The 21831-nt window shown below is 42.6% G+C and carries 22 protein-coding genes and 1 tRNA gene; all 23 read right to left on the bottom strand.

The window, feature by feature from the left end; genetic code table 11:
- Positions 1–5: 5 nt before the first annotated feature.
- The 23 genes from Q8Q95_02890 to uvrA all read right to left on the bottom strand — a co-directional run bounded on the left by Q8Q95_02890 (position 6) and on the right by uvrA (position 21786).
- A complete protein-coding gene (locus Q8Q95_02890) occupies positions 6–455 on the bottom strand; it encodes a hypothetical protein (protein MDP3764542.1) in 450 nt (149 codons plus the stop codon).
- On the bottom strand, positions 428–1141 hold the full coding sequence (locus Q8Q95_02885; GenBank protein ID MDP3764541.1) for a polyprenol monophosphomannose synthase: 714 nt from the start codon (positions 1139–1141) through the stop codon (positions 428–430). The genes Q8Q95_02890 and Q8Q95_02885 overlap by 28 nt, the downstream gene beginning before the upstream one ends.
- Positions 1142–1224: 83 nt before the next feature.
- A complete protein-coding gene (locus Q8Q95_02880) occupies positions 1225–3429 on the bottom strand; it encodes a fibronectin type III domain-containing protein (GenBank protein ID MDP3764540.1) in 2205 nt (734 codons plus the stop codon).
- 17 nt (positions 3430–3446) lie between these two features.
- On the bottom strand, positions 3447–6653 hold the full coding sequence (locus Q8Q95_02875) for a peptidoglycan-binding protein (protein ID MDP3764539.1): 3207 nt from the start codon (positions 6651–6653) through the stop codon (positions 3447–3449).
- A gap of 88 nt (positions 6654–6741) precedes the next feature.
- Positions 6742–7908 (bottom strand): hypothetical protein, encoded by a 1167-nt coding sequence (locus Q8Q95_02870; GenBank protein MDP3764538.1) that lies wholly within the window; start codon positions 7906–7908, stop codon positions 6742–6744.
- A 199-nt stretch (positions 7909–8107) separates the two neighbouring features.
- A complete protein-coding gene (locus Q8Q95_02865) occupies positions 8108–8386 on the bottom strand; it encodes a type II toxin-antitoxin system RelE/ParE family toxin (GenBank protein ID MDP3764537.1) in 279 nt (92 codons plus the stop codon).
- Entirely contained in the window at positions 8386–8607 is a 222-nt protein-coding gene (locus Q8Q95_02860) for a ribbon-helix-helix protein, CopG family (protein MDP3764536.1), read from the bottom strand. The genes Q8Q95_02865 and Q8Q95_02860 overlap by 1 nt, the downstream gene beginning before the upstream one ends.
- A 121-nt stretch (positions 8608–8728) precedes the next feature.
- On the bottom strand, positions 8729–8977 hold the full coding sequence (locus Q8Q95_02855; protein MDP3764535.1) for an SWIB/MDM2 domain-containing protein: 249 nt from the start codon (positions 8975–8977) through the stop codon (positions 8729–8731).
- 77 nt (positions 8978–9054) lie between these two features.
- Entirely contained in the window at positions 9055–9438 is a 384-nt protein-coding gene (locus Q8Q95_02850) for a hypothetical protein (GenBank protein MDP3764534.1), read from the bottom strand.
- A gap of 96 nt (positions 9439–9534) precedes the next feature.
- Positions 9535–9978, bottom strand: a complete 444-nt coding sequence (locus Q8Q95_02845; protein MDP3764533.1) for a DUF1761 domain-containing protein — start codon at positions 9976–9978, stop codon at positions 9535–9537.
- 30 nt (positions 9979–10008) lie between these two features.
- Entirely contained in the window at positions 10009–10230 is a 222-nt protein-coding gene (locus tag Q8Q95_02840) for a hypothetical protein (GenBank protein MDP3764532.1), read from the bottom strand.
- 39 nt (positions 10231–10269) lie between these two features.
- Positions 10270–10455, bottom strand: coding sequence for a hypothetical protein (locus tag Q8Q95_02835; protein MDP3764531.1), 186 nt, complete (start codon positions 10453–10455; stop codon positions 10270–10272).
- A 45-nt stretch (positions 10456–10500) separates the two neighbouring features.
- Positions 10501–10728 carry a helix-turn-helix transcriptional regulator gene (locus tag Q8Q95_02830; protein MDP3764530.1) on the bottom strand — a complete coding sequence of 76 codons (228 nt, stop codon included), beginning with the start codon at positions 10726–10728 and terminating at the stop codon, positions 10501–10503.
- Between the two features lie 2 nt (positions 10729–10730).
- Positions 10731–10815 (bottom strand) — tRNA-Ser (locus tag Q8Q95_02825).
- Between the two features lie 75 nt (positions 10816–10890).
- Positions 10891–11121: a type II toxin-antitoxin system HicA family toxin gene (locus Q8Q95_02820; protein MDP3764529.1), complete on the bottom strand. Its 231-nt coding sequence runs from the start codon at positions 11119–11121 to the stop codon at positions 10891–10893.
- Positions 11118–11375, bottom strand: coding sequence for a type II toxin-antitoxin system HicB family antitoxin (locus Q8Q95_02815; GenBank protein MDP3764528.1), 258 nt, complete (start codon positions 11373–11375; stop codon positions 11118–11120). The genes Q8Q95_02820 and Q8Q95_02815 overlap by 4 nt, the downstream gene beginning before the upstream one ends.
- Positions 11376–11547: 172 nt before the next feature.
- Complete coding sequence (locus Q8Q95_02810; GenBank protein ID MDP3764527.1) at positions 11548–12474, bottom strand: M48 family metallopeptidase; 927 nt, start codon at positions 12472–12474, stop codon at positions 11548–11550.
- Between the two features lie 698 nt (positions 12475–13172).
- The gene (locus tag Q8Q95_02805; protein ID MDP3764526.1) at positions 13173–13766 is read right to left on the bottom strand and encodes a hypothetical protein; all 594 of its coding nucleotides are present in this window, start codon (positions 13764–13766) and stop codon (positions 13173–13175) included.
- A 139-nt stretch (positions 13767–13905) separates the two neighbouring features.
- On the bottom strand, positions 13906–14475 hold the full coding sequence (locus Q8Q95_02800; protein MDP3764525.1) for a LemA family protein: 570 nt from the start codon (positions 14473–14475) through the stop codon (positions 13906–13908).
- A gap of 135 nt (positions 14476–14610) precedes the next feature.
- Complete coding sequence (groL, locus tag Q8Q95_02795; GenBank protein ID MDP3764524.1) at positions 14611–16263, bottom strand: chaperonin GroEL; 1653 nt, start codon at positions 16261–16263, stop codon at positions 14611–14613.
- 50 nt (positions 16264–16313) lie between these two features.
- On the bottom strand, positions 16314–16601 hold the full coding sequence (locus Q8Q95_02790) for a co-chaperone GroES (GenBank protein ID MDP3764523.1): 288 nt from the start codon (positions 16599–16601) through the stop codon (positions 16314–16316).
- A gap of 1040 nt (positions 16602–17641) precedes the next feature.
- The gene (locus tag Q8Q95_02785) at positions 17642–18700 is read right to left on the bottom strand and encodes a hypothetical protein (GenBank protein MDP3764522.1); all 1059 of its coding nucleotides are present in this window, start codon (positions 18698–18700) and stop codon (positions 17642–17644) included.
- A gap of 131 nt (positions 18701–18831) precedes the next feature.
- The gene (gene uvrA, locus Q8Q95_02780) at positions 18832–21786 is read right to left on the bottom strand and encodes an excinuclease ABC subunit UvrA (GenBank protein MDP3764521.1); all 2955 of its coding nucleotides are present in this window, start codon (positions 21784–21786) and stop codon (positions 18832–18834) included.
- Between the last annotated feature and the right edge of the window lie 45 nt (positions 21787–21831).

Raw genomic sequence — 21831 nt, 5'->3', positions numbered from 1 at the left:
ACACCCTACTCTAGCCCTTGACAGTTCCCAGCAGGTCTAAACCCAGACGATTTAGCCTCTACTATAGATGCGAAGTAAATTTTATTTTCTGCTTTCATCCTTAACGCTCCCGCGCAATTTTCGTAGTGATAAATTTTGCTATCCCTGTTCCCTACAATCTTTTGAGCCGGTAATATTATAGCCGCAACATTGGGCTCACTCTCCTCTACCGCAGATGGGGCACTCTCTTTTTTAACAGTTGTTTTGTTTTTGACAGAATCATCTGTAACAATTTTATTTAAATCGGCAGTATTAACAATAGTGCTTTTTATATTTAGCTCGGCTGTTTTATATTTAGCGCTCAAACGGCCTAAGCCGAAACTGATCACACCAACTAAAACTATAACTGTAATTAAAAAAACCTGATCACTATGGGGTTTTATTTTTTCTATAAAAAAGTTTTTAATCTTAGCCATAAAACTTTTATAAAACTTTCCCAGATTATGTTTAAATTAAACTTAGATGTACCTGTTTTCCTTTCGATAAAAACTATAGGCACTTCGCAGATTTTGTAACCCAACTTATGGGCTTTATATGTTGTTTCTATTTGAAAATTATAGCCAGTAGAACTTAAAGAATCTAAATTAATTTTTTCTAACACTTCCCTCTGCCAACACTTAAAACCACCTGTTAAATCTTTATAAGGTAACCCCAAAACCAACCTGGCATATATATTGCCAAACCGACTAACTAATTGGCGTAGTAAGTCCCAATTTTCGATTCCACCACCCTTGATGTATCTGGAACCTAAAATCACATTGTACTCCCCTATCTTGTTTAGAAAATCTAAAATATTTTTAGGGTTATGCGATAAATCGGCATCCATTTGAACAATATAATCGGGCTTTTCTTTTTGACCCAAAATAAATTTAAAAGCTACAGCATAAGCCGTGCCCAAGCCCCTTTTTTTGGATCGGTGAATAATGCTTATGGGATATTTAAGCTTGAGTTCTTCGACCAACTCGCCCGTGCCATCGGGTGAATTATCATCCACCACTAGCATTTTTAAATCTGGCAGGCCCAAGCCAAAAATCTGCTTCACTAGCCTAGCTATACTATCTTTCTCATTGTAAGTTGGAATCACCACCACAATCTTAGCCATGCTTTAATCGTAGCAATAATTTAACCCAAAAGAAAAAGGCACCGTACCCAAAGGTCGTGCGCCTGAGTTCTAATCTCCATTGACTATCTACCCAACAAACCTCGCAAAATAATTTCCATAGATTTTAGCTGATCGCTCATTTGACTGTAGACCGAGGCCGAAGGCGTGGTGGATGCGGTTGATGGCGTTGGTGCGGCCGCAGTTGTGAGGGTAATAAAAGTATAGTCGTTGCTTGTTGTAAGATTTCCAGCTCCGTCTTTGGATTTAACTCGGTAATGGTAGGTACTGGCTGGAGTTAAACCTGTTAAACCTATAGAGTGTTCAGTTTTCAGAGTGGTAGTGACTGTTGTTGAATTTCCATAAGAAGTTGTCAAACCGTATTCCACCTGCGAATCCGATGCTTCATTGGTAAACCAAACAATAGTGGCACTGTTAGCGGCCGGATCCATTGTGCTTACTGAAGAAATCACCGGCGGTGTGGTGTCGGCGTTGGAGGCAGACGCAATGACCGTAAATGATAGAGATGCAGCGATTGTTGGACAATCTGTAGTACCTGTAGCACCATAGCATGCGCGAGCGGTGTAGTTTCCCACCGAGGAAAGACCACCAAAACCGTCGATACCGGACGTTGCAGTGTGACAGCCGATGTTTGTTATAACTCCAGCGGGGTTGATTATTCTCATGCACACATAAACAGTTGAAGGGCAACTGTATGTCACATAACCATTCTCACCGAGCACGTATGTGGTTTTATTATTTGAGAATCCAAGTGTTAAATTCGAGCATGTTGCAGTGGATGAGCTACCGCTGGCCGCAAGGGTAATAAAAGTATAATTAGTCATTGAGGCAAAATATCCGTCTATATCTTTAGATTTAACCCGATAGTAGTAAGTAGTATTTGAGTTTAGACCAGTTAAAGTTACGGAATGATTGGTTGTTAGTGATGTATCAAGCGCCGATAAATTTCCAAAAAGGTTATTCAAACCATATTCTATCTGCGAATCGGACGGTTCATCGGTAATCCAGGTAATAATTGCCGAGGTGGAAGTGATGCTGGTTGCCACGACCGAAGAAATAGTTGGCGCTGTCCTATCAGTAATCGTGGTTGTTGGCGGTGTTGACGTAGCTGTAAAATAGTTATCGCTGTAATCAATGCCGCCGGCAGGAATTATAGAAATATTAGCCGAAGGGCAGATGCCGCCAACTTGTGCGGCACAGGTATCAACCAAAGAAACACCCACCTTAAAGTCGCTGGCATTAGGAATTGGTTCAGCCCAGCCAGTCCACTTAGACCAAACATACGAAGATTGGGTTACTGGCACAGGGGTATCATTGGCTTGCCAAGAATTGTTACCTCGTTTTAAGAGTATATTCCAGTAATATTTTTCTTGGCCGGTGAACCTGGCGGCCAACGGATTCTGCCAAGTGATTGTGTAGGAGTTGCCTTTATACCAAGTCTCACCACCATTAGGATAAATAACTTTTAGTTCGTTACTGGCACTGGTTGATGTAGAAGCGGGCTGAGCCGGAGTGGCTGGGGTTGCCGGAACTGCACTGGTAATACCGGGTATAGCCGGCACAGCCGGTACCGCTGGTACAGCAGGTGTGGTAGTTGCCTGTGGCAAAGTCGGCGGAGTCATAGTTGCATAAGGCATAATCGGAATAGTGGAGGTGGCTTGTCCCGAGCTTGTCGAGGTGGCCATTTGTCTTTGTATCCCAGGTGCAGTTAATAAACCAGGCGGAATCATACCCAAGGGCGTGCCTTGTTGAATCAAACCTTGGACTACTCCCTGCCCTAGTTCTCTAAACTTAGCAATGGTTTTTGGCCCTACGTTTCCTACTACCTCAACATTGTTTTTTCTTTGCCAGCGTTTAATTGCCTCTACAGTTTTAGGCCCGTAGAATCCTGTGGCTAAGCCTTCGGGATAGATTTCTTTGTCGCGCGCCAAAAATTCTTGAAGTTTTTTAACGTCATCGCCTCGAGAGCCTAGTGATAATGATCGAGTCAGTTCGGGTAACTCAATTGTTTCGTCTGACTCGCCTACTGGTGCAGTCACTAGTGGAATTGTCTCGACTCCAGTTTCAGTTTTTAATTCTGTAACTTCTTTTTGGAGAGTTTGGATTTGATTCAAGAGTTGTTGGATCTGTTTTTGGAGTTGGATTATGAGCGCAGTTTGATCAACTTTCTGCGCAAGAGCGATATCGGCACAAGCAAAACCGCCTAGCGTCACTAAGGTAAGGACAATAGATACTTTAGACACTTTAAGAAAAACTTTTTTGAACGACATCTACTTTAATATCTAGATTATCTTCCCAATAAGCCCCGTAAAATAATTTCCATAGATTTTAACTGATCTCTCATTTGATTGTAAGCCGAAGCTGACGGTGTTGAATTCACACAAGCCGAACCACTCCAGTATTGTCCGCTGGGGCAAGATGTGGATGAAGTGGAAATTGTCGTACTGGTGGATTGGGGCGAACTATGGCAACTGCCGTCATACCAATAATAGCTGGCGCCCCAACATTGGGTTTCATTAGTACAGGACACTGGTGTACCAGCGCAGGAAGTGGTTGATGAAGTAGAAGAAGTAGTAGTGGTTGTTGTGGGCGCTTGGCAACTGGATGTGGTTGTGGCATCTCCCTCTCTAGCAGATTTAGTCATAGGACCATCACAGTAAATGTTGCCGGTTGGGGTGCTGTACATAAAGTGGCAACCAGAACCCAGAAGTTCGGTTAGCCGACTATTAGGACAAGAACTGGCCGTGCTGGAAGTACTTGTGCTACTGCATCCGGAGGTCGGCGTGGCGGTGCAAGAATATAATGTGCCATTAGCAGTGCGGTAGTTTGTCATGTAAGTGTCAAAGCAGTTGCCGTCGGAACCCATAGTGTGCCAGCCATCTCCATATTGGGAACAAGAACCGGTAGAAGTGGTGGTTGTAGTATTCGTCACACAAGCTGTGCCATTCCAATATTGCCCAGAAGTACAGGTAGCGGAGCTAGTGGAACTGGAAGAAGGGCAAACACTTGATTGGCACCAGCCACTACTGCTACCTGTGGTTGTGCACCAATTATAGCCTTGGCTGGAACAGCTGGTTTGATCGGTTGGCCAGTTACTCGTTGTAGTTGTTGTGTATGATGAACAGCCGGCAGTAGTGGCGGTGTCACCTTGTTTAGCTGATTTGGTCATTGAGTTATCGCAGAAGACTTGTTTTCCAGAAGAATCATTGTACATAAAGTGGCAGCCAGTGCCCAAGAGCGCGGTTAAACTGCTATCGCAAGTGCTACCGGTGGTAGTTGTAGTTGTTCCGGAACAGCCTGTGGTTGGCGTGGCGGTGCAAGAATATAATGTGCCATTAGCAGTGCGGTAGTTTGTCATGTAGGTGTCAAAGCAGTTGCCGTCGGAACCCATAGTGTGCCAGCCGGAACCGTACTGGGAACAGCTAGTGGTTGTAGTGGGAACATCTTCCGAAGTATCTTCCTTGGCATAGCAACCAGTGTCGCTGGGATAATCAATCAAACCATCACTATCGTTATCGCGGCCGTCGGAACAAGCGTAAGTAGATGTGGAAGATGTAAATCCAGCGCAACTTGAGTCAGCCGAATCAATCAAACCATCACGATCATTGTCTATACTGTCACTGCAAAGTCCATAACTATTTTCCACTAAGCCGGTACTAGTGCTAGCAGTAGTAACACAAGCCGCGCCATCAAAATATTGGCCGGCTGTGCAACTAGATGCCCTTTGGCATTTAGAGGTGTCGGGCATGCCAAAGTCGGCGCTGGAATAATTACCGGCGTTAGACGTCCAGATATTAGAACTATTCGGCACGCTGGCACAAACCGATTTTAACTGCGTGATTCTAGCTGAATCGGCATCGGATTTGATCCAAGATTTTAAGCCTAGAGAATTCCAAATCTGTTCTTTTTGACCAGTCGGCGGTGTAACAATATAAGTGCTACCGCAACTGGAATCGGCCGCATCAATAAAGCCGTCGCCGTCGTTATCTTTACCATCGGTGCACATAGCCGAGCCGGTTTCCACTGTGCTTTGGCCATAGTATTCTCTTTCACAAGCCTGTACCGTATTTTGGGATGCGCTGGTTAAAACTGACCAAGGAATAGGCTCGGAAGATTGAGCCCAAGTTTTAATTTGCTTGGCATCAGCCAAGAAACCAGATCTAGACATACAACTCGAAAAAGCGTCAGACAAATAAACAGCCCGGTCCGAAGTAACAGGAGTTACAGAGGTGTAAATTACACCAAATTTTGTTTCGCATTCGGCGGCCACACTTTGGCCACTACTCGGACCATTGGCGTAGCAATAAGATCTGGCTTCATTGGAAGAACTAACCACTTTGCCGTTGGCAAAGGTATAGGGGAAAGTCAGCCCTTCCACAATCGGTTTAGTCACCACGGAGGTGCTTAAGATAGTACTATACTGCGAACTGGCGCAATCAGCTAGCAACAATTTAAGCGGAAATTCCGCACTATCGGCGCTGATCACGGGCGAAGACCATTCTTTTTTGCAGGCTGGGTAACCCAAATGAATTTCAGCGCCTTTAGAATTATAGATCGCAAATTTTTGAACGCCTTCAGGATCGTATAAGTTAACAGTAAATCTGTTGTCGGTTTGTATAGATGAAATCTTTTTTAAAGTGGCGATAGTGTTGTCGGCTCGGCTGATTTCGCGCGGTTTGCAGGCATAATAAACGCCACATTGCGTTGATTTATATGTAACAATCCGTTCCTCGCCGGCTGGACAGGAATCAACCGTAGCCAAGGCCGGGCAGATTACCGGTTTTATTGGATCAGTGATTAATTTTTGCTGGCAGACTTGGCAACCATTAGCATCTTTAGGCGATTGATCTTCTTTGCAAGTCGGCATATAGGCATAAACCGGACAATAACTAGGGAAAGGGAGAGGTCCAACGGGCACTGTCGGTCGAAGAGGAGAATAAGTCGCCACAAATGTTTTAAATTTAGCAATAGTTTGGCGCCCGACTATGCCCACGGCCGGCACGCCGTTTTTAGCTTGCCATCTTTTTACCGCGGCCTCGGTGCCGATACCGTAATAGCCCGATGTAAACCCTTCAGGATAAATGGTAGGATCCTGCGCTAAAAATTCCTGCAGTTGCCTTACATCTTCGCCTCGCGAACCGCGCAAAAGCGAACGGGTTAATATTGGCGGAGGGATAAATTCGGTTTCAGTTCCAGTCACTTCCGATTCGTCTATCTCCGGCGAAGTGAATGGTGAAGTGGGTCGCACAAAGGGTAAAGAAATATTGGGCGGTGGCGCTATGGAAGAAGTTGTTGGCGCAACGGGCACTGCCACGTTTGACGTGGATGATTTTAAAGTTGTAATCTCTTTTTGGAGCGAACTCATCTGACTCAACAAGAGCTGGATCTGTTTTTGCAGATCTTCTATCGAAGTTGGAGAAGAAGATGTTTGAGCTTGGGCCGAAAGCACCAACGTCAAACTTATTAATAATGAAACGATTATTGATTTTTTCATATTGGCCTAATTTATTTATTTTTTATTATTATATTTTTTAATTTTTACAAAAAGGCCTGACCCCCTAGGAAGTCAGACCTTATAATTTTTACCTCGCAAAAGGATTAACTGTGCCAGTAGCTTGACCGCTCTCTTGAAGTTTTTTTACAACCAATTCTTCCAAATTTTTGACTCGGGAAATCGAGTTGGTGCGGCTGTAACCTCGGCGCGACTGGCTTTGGACAAGTTGGCTAATTAGGCGCTGGAGGTCGTCGGCATATTCATCCAAAGTTTCGCGGGCGTCGCGGTATTCACCGGCGTTAAAAGTGTCTATAACTTCCTGCAAAACTCCATCTATTTCGGCCCTAACGGTAGCGTCTTTAACCCGCTTGGCCATATTTTTGATGTCACGAATCCTAAAGATAACACCTTCAATCTCGCCGGGGTGACCACCCTCGTGGAAAAGCCTCATTTCTTCTTGGGCATCTTGATACTCACCACTATTATATAAACTTTGAACTTTATCGGCGGCTTGTTTCATTTCGGCTAGCGTCCCTTGGGCTTTAGCTATATCTAAGCCGATATTTTGAATATTTTTAGTCAGAAGTATCTTATCCAAACGCTTAATAGACTGGCTTATTTGTTTTATTTCTTTAGGAATTTGTAAGCGCGCTCTAACGCTATTTATTTTATCCCAAAATTGATTATCATAAAATTCTCGCACAGCATCATTGGCATCATTTAAATCGGATGAATTAGCTGCGGTGGCGTATAATTTATCTACTTCGGCCAAAACGCTCGTAAGTTCTACCATATCTGTTTCGCTGGCTTGCCTTCTAACATCACGGATGGTACGGCGCAGTTCATTTCTAAACTGATTCATATTCCTTAAACCATCTTGTATTTGTTTTGGGTCAATAAACTCTTGAAAATTCTCCTTGTTTTCTCTATTATTATCACCATTATTATTCTGACCCTCCATTTGATTTTGAGTTGGTGAAGATACAGATGATGTTTGAACTCCTGAACTAGATGTAGTAACCGTTGATTCAGCTGGCGCGGGCGGAGGGGTTGGAGCTGATGGTGGCATATACTGTTCTGCGGTTGATGGTTGCGACTCAACCACAGCCGCGGCTGTTTGCGCAGATTCTTGGGCTAAATGGCTGACACTGGCCAAATAAAATTCGCCGCCAGCGATTTTATTTACGCCTTCCAAAGCCAAAACCGAACCGCCAATCATGGCGATACCTGTTAAAATTGGTAAAATATTATTCACGTTAAAAAAATTAGAACTAGTAAATTGTTTTAATTATAACACAATATATTTTCTGCAACAGCAAACACACGTAAAATTATCCACCGTTGCCAAAATGCGCGATGATCACATCTACATGTTATTTATCCCGCACCTTTTAAACGTATAAATGTTTTACTCTGAAAAGGTGCGGGATTTATATTATATACGAAAGACAATATCAGACTCCAATACGTTTTTCAATAACAGAATAAACGATGGATCTATGTTGAATAACAAATATTTTGACACTACTGCCATCAATTCTAAAAATAACCCTATAATCCCCCACGCGGAGTTTGCGGTAATTTTTGAGCGATCGGCGGAGTGGTTTGCCATAAACCTCCGGATTTGTTATTAATTTTGTTTCAATAGCGCGCCGAATATTCTTTTTCCATACAGTCGATAGTTTTGGAATATCATCTTGCGTTACCAAATAATGATAAAATATTTTAAACATTACTTCCAAGCGTTAGCGTGAGAAATAAATTTAGCCTGTTTTTTATCCCGTTTTTCGGCAATTTCATTCCAAAATAAATCTTCCTCTACTTCCAAAGCAACCTCGAGCAACCGAGCGGCTTTGGTAGCTTCGGGCACTCGGTCACGCTTAGCCAGCTTTTGAAGTGCTTCTTTGACTTCGTCTGGCAAACTTATATTGATTCTAGTTTTTGCAGTAGGCATCAATTCAGTGTATCAAAAGTGTATCAGTAGGTCAACCAAATTGAGCTGACCAACTCTTTAAGGGCTAATTCAAAAACACCCTAAATAAATTAGGATGTTCTTGCTTTTACACAAAGATATTTTAGGAAAGATGTTTGGAAACAAGCTTGGTCATTTCAAACATACTAACCGTACCCTTACCGCCGAAAACTTTCTTAAGGTTGGCATCGGCGTTTATATTGCGCTTGTTAACAGTATCTTGAAGACCGTTCTTTTTAATATAGACCCAGAGTTTTTTAACAACTTCCGAACGAGGCATAGGCCCCTTACCAACGACTTCAGCTAACTCGGAACTGATATTCATTGGTTTCATAAATGCACTGTTTGCCATATATTTTTATTTTTATTGATTAAGCTTTTACCAATAGTACCTGAATCCCTAAAAAATGCAAGTAGCTTAACATAAAGCTACCTAAACCATTCCCGAAATTTTTTGGGCCAGCCAATTAAAAGAAGCAAAGCCAATGGCACGCCCCAATTGGCCCAACGCTCCACAAAATCCCAAATTGGCTCGCCAGCTATTGGGCGCATCAACGCCGTCCAAAATCCCCAGAATGTCATCCATAAAAGCGCGATGGGAATAGGCTTTATTAAAATAAGGATGGCGAGTGTAATATCTAATAAACCAATAAAAAACAAAAGTTGAGTTGCGAGGCTTGTATCAGAAACTCCAAAAATAGAAAACCATTCTACCCACGCTTTTTTGCCTTGCAAAGCAAAAACGCCATGACCAGCAAATTCTCCGGCGGCGGCAATACGCAAAACCCATTTAATTTTTTTAGAATTTTCCATACCACTATTTTATCACTGATTAAAAATCATACCAACCACGCCCGTTAAGCCTTAACTCAAACTAGTGAAGGTTCAACCTTCGGAGTGACATTACTTTTATATCCAATACGCAAGAATAAGGGCAACAACTCCTGTCGCAACCAAATGATATCCACTGTTAATGAAGAATAACTTCCATGAATGTTTTTCCCAAGCAACTTTACTCAAATGAACGGAGAGAAAAAACCCAATCCACACAGAGAGGCCAGAATTAAGTGCAAAGGCTAGTGTCCCAAATTCGGCAGGCCCACCCGGAAGAAGCCGCCAGCCTGCAAAGTAGAACGCAAGAACCCACGCGAAAAGGAAATTTCCAATAACCATGAGTGCCATGCCTTTTACCATTGTTTTTCCATCAGGTCTCATGTTGGGGTCATAGCCCATTTCTCTCATCCACGGTTTCGCAAAAAGTTTAGCGTACCAAAAAAATCCGAGAATGAAAGTCACAACTGTTGCCACCAGTACAGCAATAACATTGATCTGTAACGTATTTATTTCTATCATAAGTTTTTATTTTTGATTACATTCTAAAAACTAGACCTCGGCTTTCTTGTCCCACAAACCCTTGAACCACACAAACCACTTATCTTGTTCTTCTTTTGTGGATTTAGCCATTTGCTCGCGTAGCGGTTTATGAGCTTCGTCAGTCGTGCTCATAATATGCTTGCCGCCCATTCCGCCGACATCGTGCATGGTTTCTCCTGCAAACTCTGTATCGCACGGACCGCCCATTTCTCTACAAGTAAATTTTTTCATAGTTTTTTAAGTTAGTTTGTTAATTTGTTCGACCTTATTCTAAGTAGCTTCAAACCTTGCTTTATTTTCAACCATCCACTTCTGCTGGTCTTCCTTAGTCTTTTTAGGGTCATTCATCACGTCAGCGTGAGCTTTCATGTAGTGAGGCATGAGAGCCTTCATCCACGCTTCAAATGTTTCGCCTTCTGCTGTTGCTTCGCATAGGTCGCATTTTAGAGTTTTCATATTTTTTACATCCTTTCAGTTTAATTTTTATAATTGACCTTTTTATTATAGCAAATCTTCCATTAGAACATCTAACGCTTTGGCAATCTTGGCGACCGTTTGCACGCTTGGCTTTATAACCACATTACTCTCAATTTTTGTAAGAGTGGTATGTTTAACACCGGACTTCCTAACTGGCGGAGGAGGTGGGATTTGAACCCACGATACCGGTAAAGGTATGCCGCCTTTCCAAGGCGGTGCACTAGTTCCGGGGTTTCTTTTAATTATAAACACGGCGGAGAGGGCGAGATTCGAACTCGCGGTGGGTTTCCCCACACTCGCTTTCCAAGCGAGCGCACTAGACCACTATGCGACCTCTCCGCCGTATTAACAACTTGATGAAACCCGTTTGGAATAAAAACTTTTATTCCAAACCCACATGCGACTCCTCCTTTATTACTTGCCCAAAATATCAAGAAACTCTTTAACAGACAAACCAGTCTGTTTTATTATTCCAGTAATTATCTTGCGGGATAAATCTCTTGCGTGCATCGACAAAGTTGTACTTCTTTTTGTTACAGGATTATAAAGCCGAATATGGCTTCCATTTTGCCTAATAATTTTGAGCCCTGCTCTAAGCAGGACGGAAAGTAGCTGACGCGAGCTAAGAATCGGGATTATACTCATGCATTAATCGTTGCAAATTGCTTAGCCAGTTTCTTAAAAGAAATTTTTTTATTATTCTTTATATTTTCTTCAACCAAACATTCTATCGTTAATTCGATAGCCTCTTTGGCCATATCTTTAGCATGAGCAATATTTTCTCCTTGGGTTATTATTTCCCGCAAACCAGGCACAGTTACCATATAATTTTTGCCATCTCGCTCCAAAACAATCAGGTGATCGCCATACTTAGTTTTAACAATAGCTTGTTTTTTCATATTAAAAATATAACTCTAAATTTCTAAACTTTCAACCCCGTAGTAGTTGAGCTGTAATCAAACCAAGGTTTTTAAATTTAGATTCTCTTTACACAAAGATACTCACTAAACCATTGATTAAGTAATCCACTACCAAATTTGGTTTGATATTAAAAACCTTCAGCTCAAGTTACTACGGGGTCAACCCCTGCAAAGCTTTTATACGCTCTTCTATTGGGGGGTGAGTAGAAAATAATTTAGCCAGCCAAGGCACTTTTTGTTTGTGATCGGGAATGCCATCGCCATCTGCGTCGGCTCCAAATGGATTTTCAAAAAACAAATGAGCGGTGGCATTAGTTGCTGTACGAATTGGTTGATGATCGTATTGAGAAATTTTCTTTAAAGCCGAAACCAAGCCTTCAGGATAGCGCGTTAACAAAACAGCCGAAGCATCAGCTAAAAATTCGCGCTTACGAGAAATTGCTAAATGAATCAGCGTAGCAAAAATTGGCGCTAATATAGAAAGTAAAATTCCAACAATAATAATTATTCCATTGCTTCCCCTATTATCATTATCGCCACCTCTAAACCATAAGGATCTCATAAACATATCAGAAATAATAGAAACAAAACCAACCAAAACAACAGCTACAGTTGAGACCAACATATCTCTGTTTCCGATATGTGAAAGCTCGTGCGCTAACACGCCTTCGATTTCGGACCTGTCTAATTTTTCTAACAGACCCGATGTAACCGCCACCACCGCGTGTTTGGCATTTCTACCGGTAGCAAAAGCGTTGGGAGCGGGATCGTTAATTACAAAAAATCTGGGTAGGGGTAAACCAGCTGTAATAGTTAAATTTTCTAAAATTCTAAAAAGTTCTGGGTTTGATTTTAATTCCACTGCTTTGGCTTTATGTAAAGCCAAAACAATTTTGTCGGAAAACCAGTAGCTTATAAAATTCATACCTATGCTAAAAATAACTGCGATATAGAGAATACTTGGATCTTGGTAATATTGACTAACCACCCAGCCGATACCAATTACCACACCAAAAAACACGGCCATCAAAAGCCACGTTTTACGTACATTTGCATCCTTTTGGTTATATATATTCATACAAAGAAAGTATATACATAAAGGGTAAAATAATAAACACCGCTGAATGACATCGGATGTCACGCTGTTTCTATCTCTATGATAGTCATCAAAAAATGCTATAGCATAAATTAGTGACTGTTCTTTACCATCTTGAACAATCATATTTAAAAAAATAAAACTCCCCTAAATAATTGGGGAGAAATAAAAATAGTTGCGCGCAGAGCCACGGGGTTGTTGTCGTTGAAGTCGTTGTCTAGCCAGTTGTAGTTCCAGTTCCACTCGTAGTCGTTCCAATAAAGGTAACGCACATAGAGGTTGCCGTTCCGGTCGCGGTTGCGTATAGGATGCCATCCATACCACTGCCCCTAGAAGGTTATAAAACAAACCGATCTCAAGGCTGTATTTTATTTGGGATCTCGTTCGCCAAAGCGAAACTAATCCACCAGCACCCTACACCAAGTATCTTTGTTTTTTAGAGATCAAGTTAGCACGCTGGGAAAAGCCGTGGCCGTTCCCACTCTGGCATAGCTTGCCTCGGAATTCGGCCGCCGGAAGCCGTAACCGCCGGCAGATTCGCCTAGTATCCGAGTTAATCTTAATTCATTTTAGATTTTTTACAAAACCCAGTCAGAAGTTTTACTTCTGACTGGGTTAAATTAAAAAGACCCAAGGGATCAAGGGCTAAAGAAAAGCCCAAGATTCCAAGGGTCAAAGTACTATGCGCGCAGAGCCACGGGGCCGCCGCCGCGGAAGCCGCCGCCCAGCCAGCCGCAGCCCCAGCCCCACCCGCAGCCGCCCCAACAAAGGCAACGCACATAGAGGCCGCCGCCCCGGCCGCGGTAAATGGTTCCCCAGAAAAAGATGTATTGGGTGCGTCCCTGCTCATCTTTTTTCCACGCTTCGGGAATCAAATGAGGGTGAGCCAGCAGATAATCAAGAACGTTCGCGTTGTAAACCGGCTTACCTGCCAATTCATGGCGAAGCTCATCTCCCTTGATAACCTTGTCTTGCTTCTGAAGCTCGGAGAGGTAGAACTGCACCTCGGCGGGACTCCATTTGAAAGAACCGCTCTTCTGATGCTCTTCCACGCTCCAGCCTTCAGGCACGAACGGGTCGGCACTGCAGTTGATGATGTGCTCGGGATATGTAATCTCGGCCAAGCCAAGAAGATATTCCCGAATGTGCGTGAGTCGATCACCTTTGCACATCCGCTTTACTATCGCGGCATTGTACCCACCAGCCCGATCCATCGCCATCTCCAGTTCATGAGTCTGGCCGGCGCTATTGAATGTGAACCTGTCATGAGCCATGACTTGTTCTCCTTTTCTGCGACTTGTCCTCTAAGACCTGTCGCGGGTTTATGGAAAAGAACAGCATTATTTATGCTGTTATAATGATAGCATACTATATAAAGCTCTGTCAAATTCGTAGAGTACTTAAACCAAGAACTTAAAACTTCACCGCTACCGGTTCTTGGGCAGGAGAATTATCGTCTAGGTCAAAAAATTCTTTCTTTTTAAAACCGAACGAGCCGGCGATAAGATTGGACGGAAACGAATCAATTTTAATGTTAAGATCGCGTACGTTGCCATTATAGAATCTGCGAGCGGCTTGGATTTTATTTTCGGTGTCGGCCAGTTCGCGTTGTAAATCTAAAAAATTAGCATTGGCTTTAAGATCGGGATAGTTTTCGGAAACTGCAAACAGAGTTTTTAATGTATTAGACAGCGCGTTCTCTTTCTCTGCTTTCTCATGTGCCCCTGACGCGTTTGACGCGGACATAGCCGCCGAACGAGCCTGCGTTACATTTTCAAATACCGAACGCTCATGCCCCATATAACCTTTTACAGCTTCTATTATATTAGGAATAAGATCATACCTGCGTTTTAACTGAACCTCAATATCGGAAAAAGCCTCCTCTATGCGCGTACGCAAAGTAACCAAACGATTAAAGGCGTAGATAATCCAAAGGACTATTACACCGCCCACACCTATTAGAATCCAAGTAGTTAATGTCATGTGTTTATTATATCAGTAAACTCTAAATTCTAATATCTAAATCCTAAACAATATTTAAATCACAAATTTTAAACTTTTTGGAAAATTAAGATTTGAGATTTGTTTAGAATTTAGTATTTAGTGCTTAGAGTTTGTTTAATAGTCTTCCATTCCCCCATGCGGCATAGAGGCTCCGCCTGCTGGCGGATTTTTTTCTGGAATTTCGGTTATAGCCGCGCCCACGGTTAAATAGTTGCTAGCGACTGATACGGCATTTATAAAAGCCGTTTTAGTAACTTTTAAGGGATCCGCAATGCCATAATCTTTTAGGTTTTCAATTTTATTGGTTAAAGCGTTAAAACCAAGCCAACTGGAATTCGGTGCTTTCTTAGCTTGCATTAATTCCGCTATAACTTCATCTATAGATTCACCGCTGTTTTCTATAATAGCCTCCACCGGCGATCTTAAAGCTTTAAACATTATTTTGGCCGCAGCTAAAGCTACGGGTAATTCACTTTTATTTTTGACATCCTTTTTAAAAACTATATTAAAGAAGGCCATACCACCCCCAGGCACAATACCTTCTTCCATAGCCGCTTTGGTGGCCGCCACCGCATCTTCCACCCGCTGTTTTAATTCTTTTTGAGCCGATTCGGTGGGCGCGCCCACTTTTATAATAGCCACTCCGCCAGCAAGCTTGCCTAATCTTTCTTCTAGTTTTTCTTTGTCAAAATTGGAAGTGCTTTTTTCTATTTGCGATTTTATTTGCTTAATTCTTTTTTCTATTTCTATTTTTTTACCCGCGCCGCCAATAATGGTTGTGTTTTCCTTAGCACAAATAACTTTTTTGGCTTGTCCCAAAACATCTATTTCTATGGCGTCCAAGCGCAAACCTTTTTCTTCGGTCACAACTTCGCCCCCGGTTAAAATAGCTAAATCCTCTAGCATATCTTTGCGTCTGTCGCCAAAACCCGGAGCTTTAATGGCGAGAGCATTAAACGTGCCCCGAATTTTGTTGACTATTAACGTAGCCAAAGACTCGCCTTCTACGTCTTCCGCAATAATCACTAAATTCTTTTTGCCGGCTTTGGCTAATTTTTCTAGAAACGGCAAAAAATCGGTTAAGGCAGATATTTTTTTGTCGGTAATAAGTATTAAAGGGTTTTCATAAACTGCTTCCATTTTTTCGGCGTTGGTTACCATATAATGCGAAATGTAACCTCGGTCAAACTGCATGCCTTCCACCACTTCGTAAGAACTGCCCACGGTGTTGGCATCTTCCACCGAAATTACACCGTCTTTACCAACTTCTTTTACCACTTCGGCGATAAGTTTGCCAATGTTGGTGTCTTTGGCCGAAAGCGTGGCTACTTCTTGGATTTTTTTGTTATCGTTAATGAGTTCGCGCTGACTTTCTAAAGTTTTTATAACTGCGTTAGAAACTTCTTTAAGTTCGTTGGCCAATTGAATAACATTAAACCCGCCCTTGCTGATAGATTCTTCGCCGGCTTTGATCATAGCTTGAGCCAAAACCACCGCCGTAGTGGTGCCATCACCCACGTTGGTATTGGTTTTGTCGGCGGCTTGTTTTACAAACTCCGCGCCCAAGTTTTCGTATTTATCGGCAAGTTCAATTTCTTTAGCTACCGTAACGCCATCAAAAGTTACTTGAGGCGCGCCGTAACTTTTTTCTATAACCACCGCGCGGCCACGCGGACCCAGCGTCATTTTTACAGCTTCGGCCAGCTTGTCTATGCCCCGCCTCATGGCGGTTCTAGCATTTTCGTTAAATAATATTTGCTTTGCCATATTTTTTAGAAATTAGTAATTAGATATTAGAAATTTCGCAATTTTGGAACTTATTCCAAAATTGCGAGTATATCATCTTCGCGTGCGATTAAATAAGTCTTGCCAGCAACCTTTATTTCGTTAGGGCCATATTTGGTAAACAAAACCACATCGCCTTTTTTTACAGACATTTTTATAATTTCGCCATCATCAACCTTGCCCGGACCCACCGCCAAAACCCGGCCTTGTTCGGGACGTTCTTTATCTACCGTATCAGGCAAATAAATTCCCGATTTAGTTTTTTCTTCTTTGGTCATGGGTTCAATTAAGACCCGATCTGATAGTGGTTTGATTTTTATCATATGTTTGAAATTTAGAAAGTAGATTTTAGAAGATAGATTTAAAGCTACTTTCCACCTTCTATGCTCTATTATCTAAATGATTTTATCACTCTTCTATTACGATTGATAATGTAGCAAATGTTAGAACTAGGGTCAAGCTCTTTTGGTTTTCTAAATTTTTCTAGTGATTTTTTAATATGTATATAAATTCTGAAACGTGTCCTGAGCATACGATCGTATGCTCAGGACACGTAATTTGAACTATCTAGATTAAATGATCTCCTCTCCGCACTTTGTGCGGGATTCCTGTAGGGAATTAAAAAACCGCTCCGACGCAAGGTCGGAGCGGGAGTGCGAGGAACTTCCCTCTGCACGGCAATCAACCCCAATCCGTTGAAAGGAAGAAAGACGAACAGGAGAAGATGAACCGTAAAAGTTCCTCGACTATACAAGGCCAGAAAGATCCGGGAAGAATACGAGGTCGAGAGGCAAAGCTCTACTCGTTTTCAAGAGACCTTTCTGGCCAAACAAAATTATAAAGAACTACATCCTCTGCCCTTGCAGAGTTTTAATTTCGGGCTGGATGCCTAGCGGTCGCATCCAGCCTTTCAGCTAAACAGGTATCGGACCACGCCCAACTCACGAGAATCGTGGGGAGGGAGGACATTCCAAACCGGACATAGCCCGATATGGAATCCTGTTTGGCTTACAAGCGGGGTTTGGTACTCTGGAGGGGAGTTCCCTGCCCCGCCTTTAGTGAGGTTCGCTTGAAGCGACCCGCCATTACCTCTACCTGTGTTATTTTAGTGAACTATTTCATTATACGTATATACAAGAAGGTGTCAACCCCAATTAGAGATGGGGGGTCGCTACGAGCCCGCGCGATCTCTAACGGGGTCAACCCCAGTAAGACAACCCAAATTTTGCGTCGTATAGTTTCTTGCAATAATTAGCACCGGTCAGCAATTTATGTGATCGCATAAATTGCTGACTATGCCATTTGGACAACTAAAATTAAAAATGCTCCGACACGAGGTCGGAGCGGATACACTAATTTCCTAAACTAAACACTCCAAATAATCGATGATCTTCTTTTCCGTATGCCAATCTTCAGGCAATGGAAAATTTTTCTCTTGCATATCAAGCAGATACTGTCTCCCTTCATTGCTCAATGCAGTTTTGATCATCGGGCCAAGATCTTCCTTGTTGTCCACAACAAGCGCTCCACCAAGTTCAGCCACAAACCATGTTTCTTTACCGCTTTGTGTTACCATTCTTGCCCGAACTTCCGGAAGATCTAGATAGATACCAGGAATCCTAGCATAGGCGCCCGAAATACTGGCGTTGGTGCCACCGGCGTAAATCATCACATCTGCTACAGCCCCAACTTCAACACCTTTCCAGTTTTTAGAAAGATGCCAAATTCGGCTCAACATTTCAGCCCGCTCTTGAAAAGCGCGCGTAAAACGCTCTTCATCTTCTGGTTTTGTAGCCTTCTCACCAGGATGTTGGCTAAAACCAACAACGGCTTTATGATGACCAGCTAACGCCTGAATGAGCATCCCAAGAACTAGATCGTTTATTGGTGAATCTTTTCCACCCACCAAGCCGACCACGACATCACTAGTCTGAAGCTGTATGGGGTTGCCACCCATAACAACCTTCTCCATATTCTGTCGGACATTAGCTTCTTTAGCCGCTATCAGTTCGTTGTATTCCTTGCCCCAGAGCGGAGGCGGACCCAAGCAGATATTTCTCCTAAAACCAAAACGTGCAGCATCTTCCGGTTTGGTATGAGGAGCCATCAAAAGTAAATCTGCCCTGTTGGCAAAATCACGCGCCTTTGGCCGCAGACAAGATTCTGGCACGTCTTCCAACACAACCCACTTGGTCTCATTTTTCAAATAACGCGCAACATCGAGCTCCATTTCCGTTTTAAAAGACGAAAGCCCTGTTACAACCATATCGCAAGTCATGAGTTCAACCATGGCTCTATCACTAACCGGCTTTTGTTTCTCGGGATCAACTACCTCATGCCCCCTTCTTCTGGCTTCGGCCGCCAGTATAGCTATGTTGTTTCCTGGAGCTACGTCAAAGCTGTAAAATCCGAGTTTCATAGTTCCTCCCATTATAAAGGGTTTTGGGAAATTAGTTAAAAAAGAACTCATAAAACATAGCAAATATTTGCCAATAATGTCAATATTGAGTACAGGAAGGACCGCCCTTCCTGGAAGGGCGGTCCTTCCGATCACTTACGCAGAAACTGTCCAGTGTAACTATTTTTAGTTTGGCTGATTTGCTGCGGAGTGCCCACCGCTACAATTTTGCCTCCGCCATTACCGCCTTCTGGACCTAAGTCTATAATATGATGCGCCGTTCTAATAACATCCAAATTATGTTCAATAACTAAAACCGTATTGCCTTTTTCAACCAGCAAATGCAAAACCCTAAGCAGTTTATTTATATCCTCAAAATGCAAACCCGTGGTTGGTTCATCCAAACTATATAAAGTTTTGCCCGTATCGCGCCGCGATAATTCTGTGGCAAGTTTTATTCTTTGAGCCTCCCCGCCAGACAATGTGGTAGCCGGCTGGCCTAATTCCATATAACCTAAACCGACTTCCAGCAATGTTCCAATTTTTTGTTTTAACGAGGGAATATTTTTAAAAAATTCAAAAGCGTCTTCCACCGGCATTTTTAAAACTTGAGCAATATTTTTGCCTTTGTATTCCACCTCTAGCGCTTCTTTGTTATAGCGCGTGCCATGGCATTCTTCGCACTCCACATAAACATCGGGCAAAAAATGCATTTCAATTTTTCTTACCCCCTGCCCTTCGCACACTTCGCATCTGCCGCCTTTTACATTAAAACTAAACCGGCCTGGCCCGAAACCTCTAACTTTTGCTTCGCGCGTGGCGGCAAATAAATCGCGAATAACACTAAACATTCCGGTATATGTGGCTGGGTTAGAACGCGGTGTTCGGCCTATCGGGCTTTGGTCTACCACCACAACTTTATCTAAATTTTCCCAACCAGTTATTTCTGTAAATTTTCCGGGAGATTCTTTAGCATTATAAAATTTTTGCAATAAAAATTTAGCCAAAATATCGTTTACCAAACTAGACTTACCCGAACCCGAAACGCCCGTGATTGCTACAAACTGTCCCAAGGGAATTTTGACTGTAATGTTTTTGAGATTATTTTCCTGTGCGCCTTTGATAACAATAGAAGGTAGATTATGGAAAGTAGAAGATAAATTTTTCTTTTCCGTTTTCAATTTTCCACCTTCTACTTTCTTCCTTCCAGACAAATACTGCCCTGTAATGCTATCTGATTTTTTGAGCTGTTGAGGCGTTCCTTCAAAAACTATTTTACCGCCGTGTTTACCCGCGCCCGGCCCTACATCTATCACCCAATCGGCATTATTGATAGTCTGCTCATCATGTTCCACCACCACTACAGTGTTGCCGATGTCGCGTAAATGTTTAAGCGTTTTAATTAACCTATTTTGATCGCGCTGATGCAAACCAATAGAAGGTTCGTCTAGTATATATAGAACCCCTGTTAAACCAGAACCAATTTGTGTAGCTAAACGAATACGTTGAGCTTCACCACCAGAAAGCGTAGCCGAAGAACGAGAAAGTGTTAAATAATCTAGCCCGACATTTAGCAAAAAATCTAATCTGTTTAAAATTTCTTTAACTACTGGCAAAGTTATTTGAAGCTCCGATTGGGTTAAGTTTACCCTGCGTAGCTTTAGCGAAGCAGGGCCACCTTTAATCTCCGAAAAAAACTTTTTGCATTCATTTATAGATAAATCTGCCACATAGCTAATATTTTTTCCTAAAAACTTAACCGCTAAAACTTCTGGCTTTAAACGTGCGCCCTTACATACCGGACAAACCTTATCTATCATATAGCGTTCTATCTCGGCTCTGGTAAATTCTGATTCGGTTTCGCGGTAACGGCGCAATAAATTTGGAATAACTCCCTCAAAATCGCCATCGCGATCTTTGTCACCATATAAAATAATGTTTATAAATTTTTGCGGTAAATCTTTTACAGGCACCGAAACTGAAAAACTGTATTTTTGCGAAATTTCTTCCACAATACTCCAATACCAACCTTGGTAGCCGACGCGGTGCGAAGCCGAAGCCCACGGCTTAATGGCGCCTTCCGCCAAAGTTATATGCTTGCTTGGAAAAACTAAATCTGGATCAATTTCTTTGGTATTACCTAAACCTGTGCAATGCGGGCAAGCGCCGTGCGGGCTATTAAAAGAAAATGATCTTGGTTCAACATTTGGAAAATTTATACCACAATAAGCGCACGACATCGCTTCGGAAAACAGCTCCTCGGAAGGACCGCCCTTCCTGGAAGGGCGGTCCTTTTTTGAATACTTGTCCAACACCAGGTGTTGGACAATCATCAAACCGTCACCTAATTTAAGAGCTTGTTCTATGGATTCCGCAATGCGAGCACGAAGATCCTTGTCCTCCGAAGCCCTGCTTGCCCCTCGTAGCCTTGGCGAAGTGGGGGCGAAGGAGGAGGGATCACTTTCTAGGGTCACTCTGTCTATCACAGCTTCTACTGAATGGCGCTTGTATCTTTCTAAATTTAATTTTAAAGCTTCTTCAACTTTTAAAATTTCACCGTTAACTCTAACTCTGGCATAGCCGGAATTTGATAACTTCATAATAACTGCTTTGTGTTCACCTTTTTGATCGCGAATGATTGGCGCCAAAATTACTAAAGCCGTGCCTTTTTTAAATTTTAAAATTTTATCTGTTATTTGCGTTGGACTTTGGCGCGAAACTACGCGATCACACTTGGGGCAATGAGGTTTGCCGACTCTAGCAAACAACAAACGCAGGTAATCATAAATTTCGGTAATAGTACCAACAGTAGAGCGCGGATTTTTTGATACGCTTTTTTGGTCTATGGATATTGACGGCGACAAGCCATCTATGGAATCCACATCGGGCTTATCCATAATGCCTAAAAATTGCCGAGCATAAGCCGACAAACTTTCTACATATCTTCTTTGCCCTTCAGCATACAGCGTATCAAACGCCAGCGACGACTTGCCCGAACCCGAAAGGCCGGTAATAACCACCAACTTGTTTTTGGGAATGTCTAAACTAACATTTTTTAAATTATGCACCCTCGCCCCGCGGATTTTGATGTAATCTTGGCTAGACATAAACCACCCATTCTACATCAAAACCCGCCAAAAATCCACCCCGCC

Source organism: bacterium, from assembly GCA_030697795.1.
In the GTDB taxonomy this organism is placed as follows: Bacteria; Patescibacteriota; Minisyncoccia; order JACQLN01; family JACQLN01; genus JACQLN01.
This window is presented reverse-complemented; position numbering and strand designations above follow the sequence as displayed.

Bases quoted from the DNA above. Each gene is read 5' to 3' on its own strand.
- Q8Q95_02890 (MDP3764542.1), bottom strand. From the start codon at position 455: ATGGCTAAGATTAAAAACTTTTTTATAGAAAAAATAAAACCCCATAGT.
- Q8Q95_02885 (MDP3764541.1), bottom strand. From the start codon at position 1,141: ATGGCTAAGATTGTGGTGGTGATTCCAACTTACAATGAGAAAGATAGT.
- Q8Q95_02880 (MDP3764540.1), bottom strand. From the start codon at position 3,429: ATGTCGTTCAAAAAAGTTTTTCTTAAAGTGTCTAAAGTATCTATTGTC.
- Q8Q95_02875 (MDP3764539.1), bottom strand. From the start codon at position 6,653: ATGAAAAAATCAATAATCGTTTCATTATTAATAAGTTTGACGTTGGTG.
- Q8Q95_02865 (MDP3764537.1), bottom strand. From the start codon at position 8,386: ATGTTTAAAATATTTTATCATTATTTGGTAACGCAAGATGATATTCCA.
- Q8Q95_02860 (MDP3764536.1), bottom strand. From the start codon at position 8,607: ATGCCTACTGCAAAAACTAGAATCAATATAAGTTTGCCAGACGAAGTC.
- Q8Q95_02855 (MDP3764535.1), bottom strand. From the start codon at position 8,977: ATGGCAAACAGTGCATTTATGAAACCAATGAATATCAGTTCCGAGTTA.
- Q8Q95_02850 (MDP3764534.1), bottom strand. From the start codon at position 9,438: ATGGAAAATTCTAAAAAAATTAAATGGGTTTTGCGTATTGCCGCCGCC.
- Q8Q95_02845 (MDP3764533.1), bottom strand. From the start codon at position 9,978: ATGATAGAAATAAATACGTTACAGATCAATGTTATTGCTGTACTGGTG.
- Q8Q95_02840 (MDP3764532.1), bottom strand. From the start codon at position 10,230: ATGAAAAAATTTACTTGTAGAGAAATGGGCGGTCCGTGCGATACAGAG.
- Q8Q95_02835 (MDP3764531.1), bottom strand. From the start codon at position 10,455: ATGAAAACTCTAAAATGCGACCTATGCGAAGCAACAGCAGAAGGCGAA.
- Q8Q95_02820 (MDP3764529.1), bottom strand. From the start codon at position 11,121: ATGAGTATAATCCCGATTCTTAGCTCGCGTCAGCTACTTTCCGTCCTG.
- Q8Q95_02815 (MDP3764528.1), bottom strand. From the start codon at position 11,375: ATGAAAAAACAAGCTATTGTTAAAACTAAGTATGGCGATCACCTGATT.
- Q8Q95_02810 (MDP3764527.1), bottom strand. From the start codon at position 12,474: ATGAATATATATAACCAAAAGGATGCAAATGTACGTAAAACGTGGCTT.
- Q8Q95_02805 (MDP3764526.1), bottom strand. From the start codon at position 13,766: ATGGCTCATGACAGGTTCACATTCAATAGCGCCGGCCAGACTCATGAA.
- Q8Q95_02800 (MDP3764525.1), bottom strand. From the start codon at position 14,475: ATGACATTAACTACTTGGATTCTAATAGGTGTGGGCGGTGTAATAGTC.
- groL (MDP3764524.1), bottom strand. From the start codon at position 16,263: ATGGCAAAGCAAATATTATTTAACGAAAATGCTAGAACCGCCATGAGG.
- Q8Q95_02785 (MDP3764522.1), bottom strand. From the start codon at position 18,700: ATGAAACTCGGATTTTACAGCTTTGACGTAGCTCCAGGAAACAACATA.
- uvrA (MDP3764521.1), bottom strand. From the start codon at position 21,786: ATGTCTAGCCAAGATTACATCAAAATCCGCGGGGCGAGGGTGCATAAT.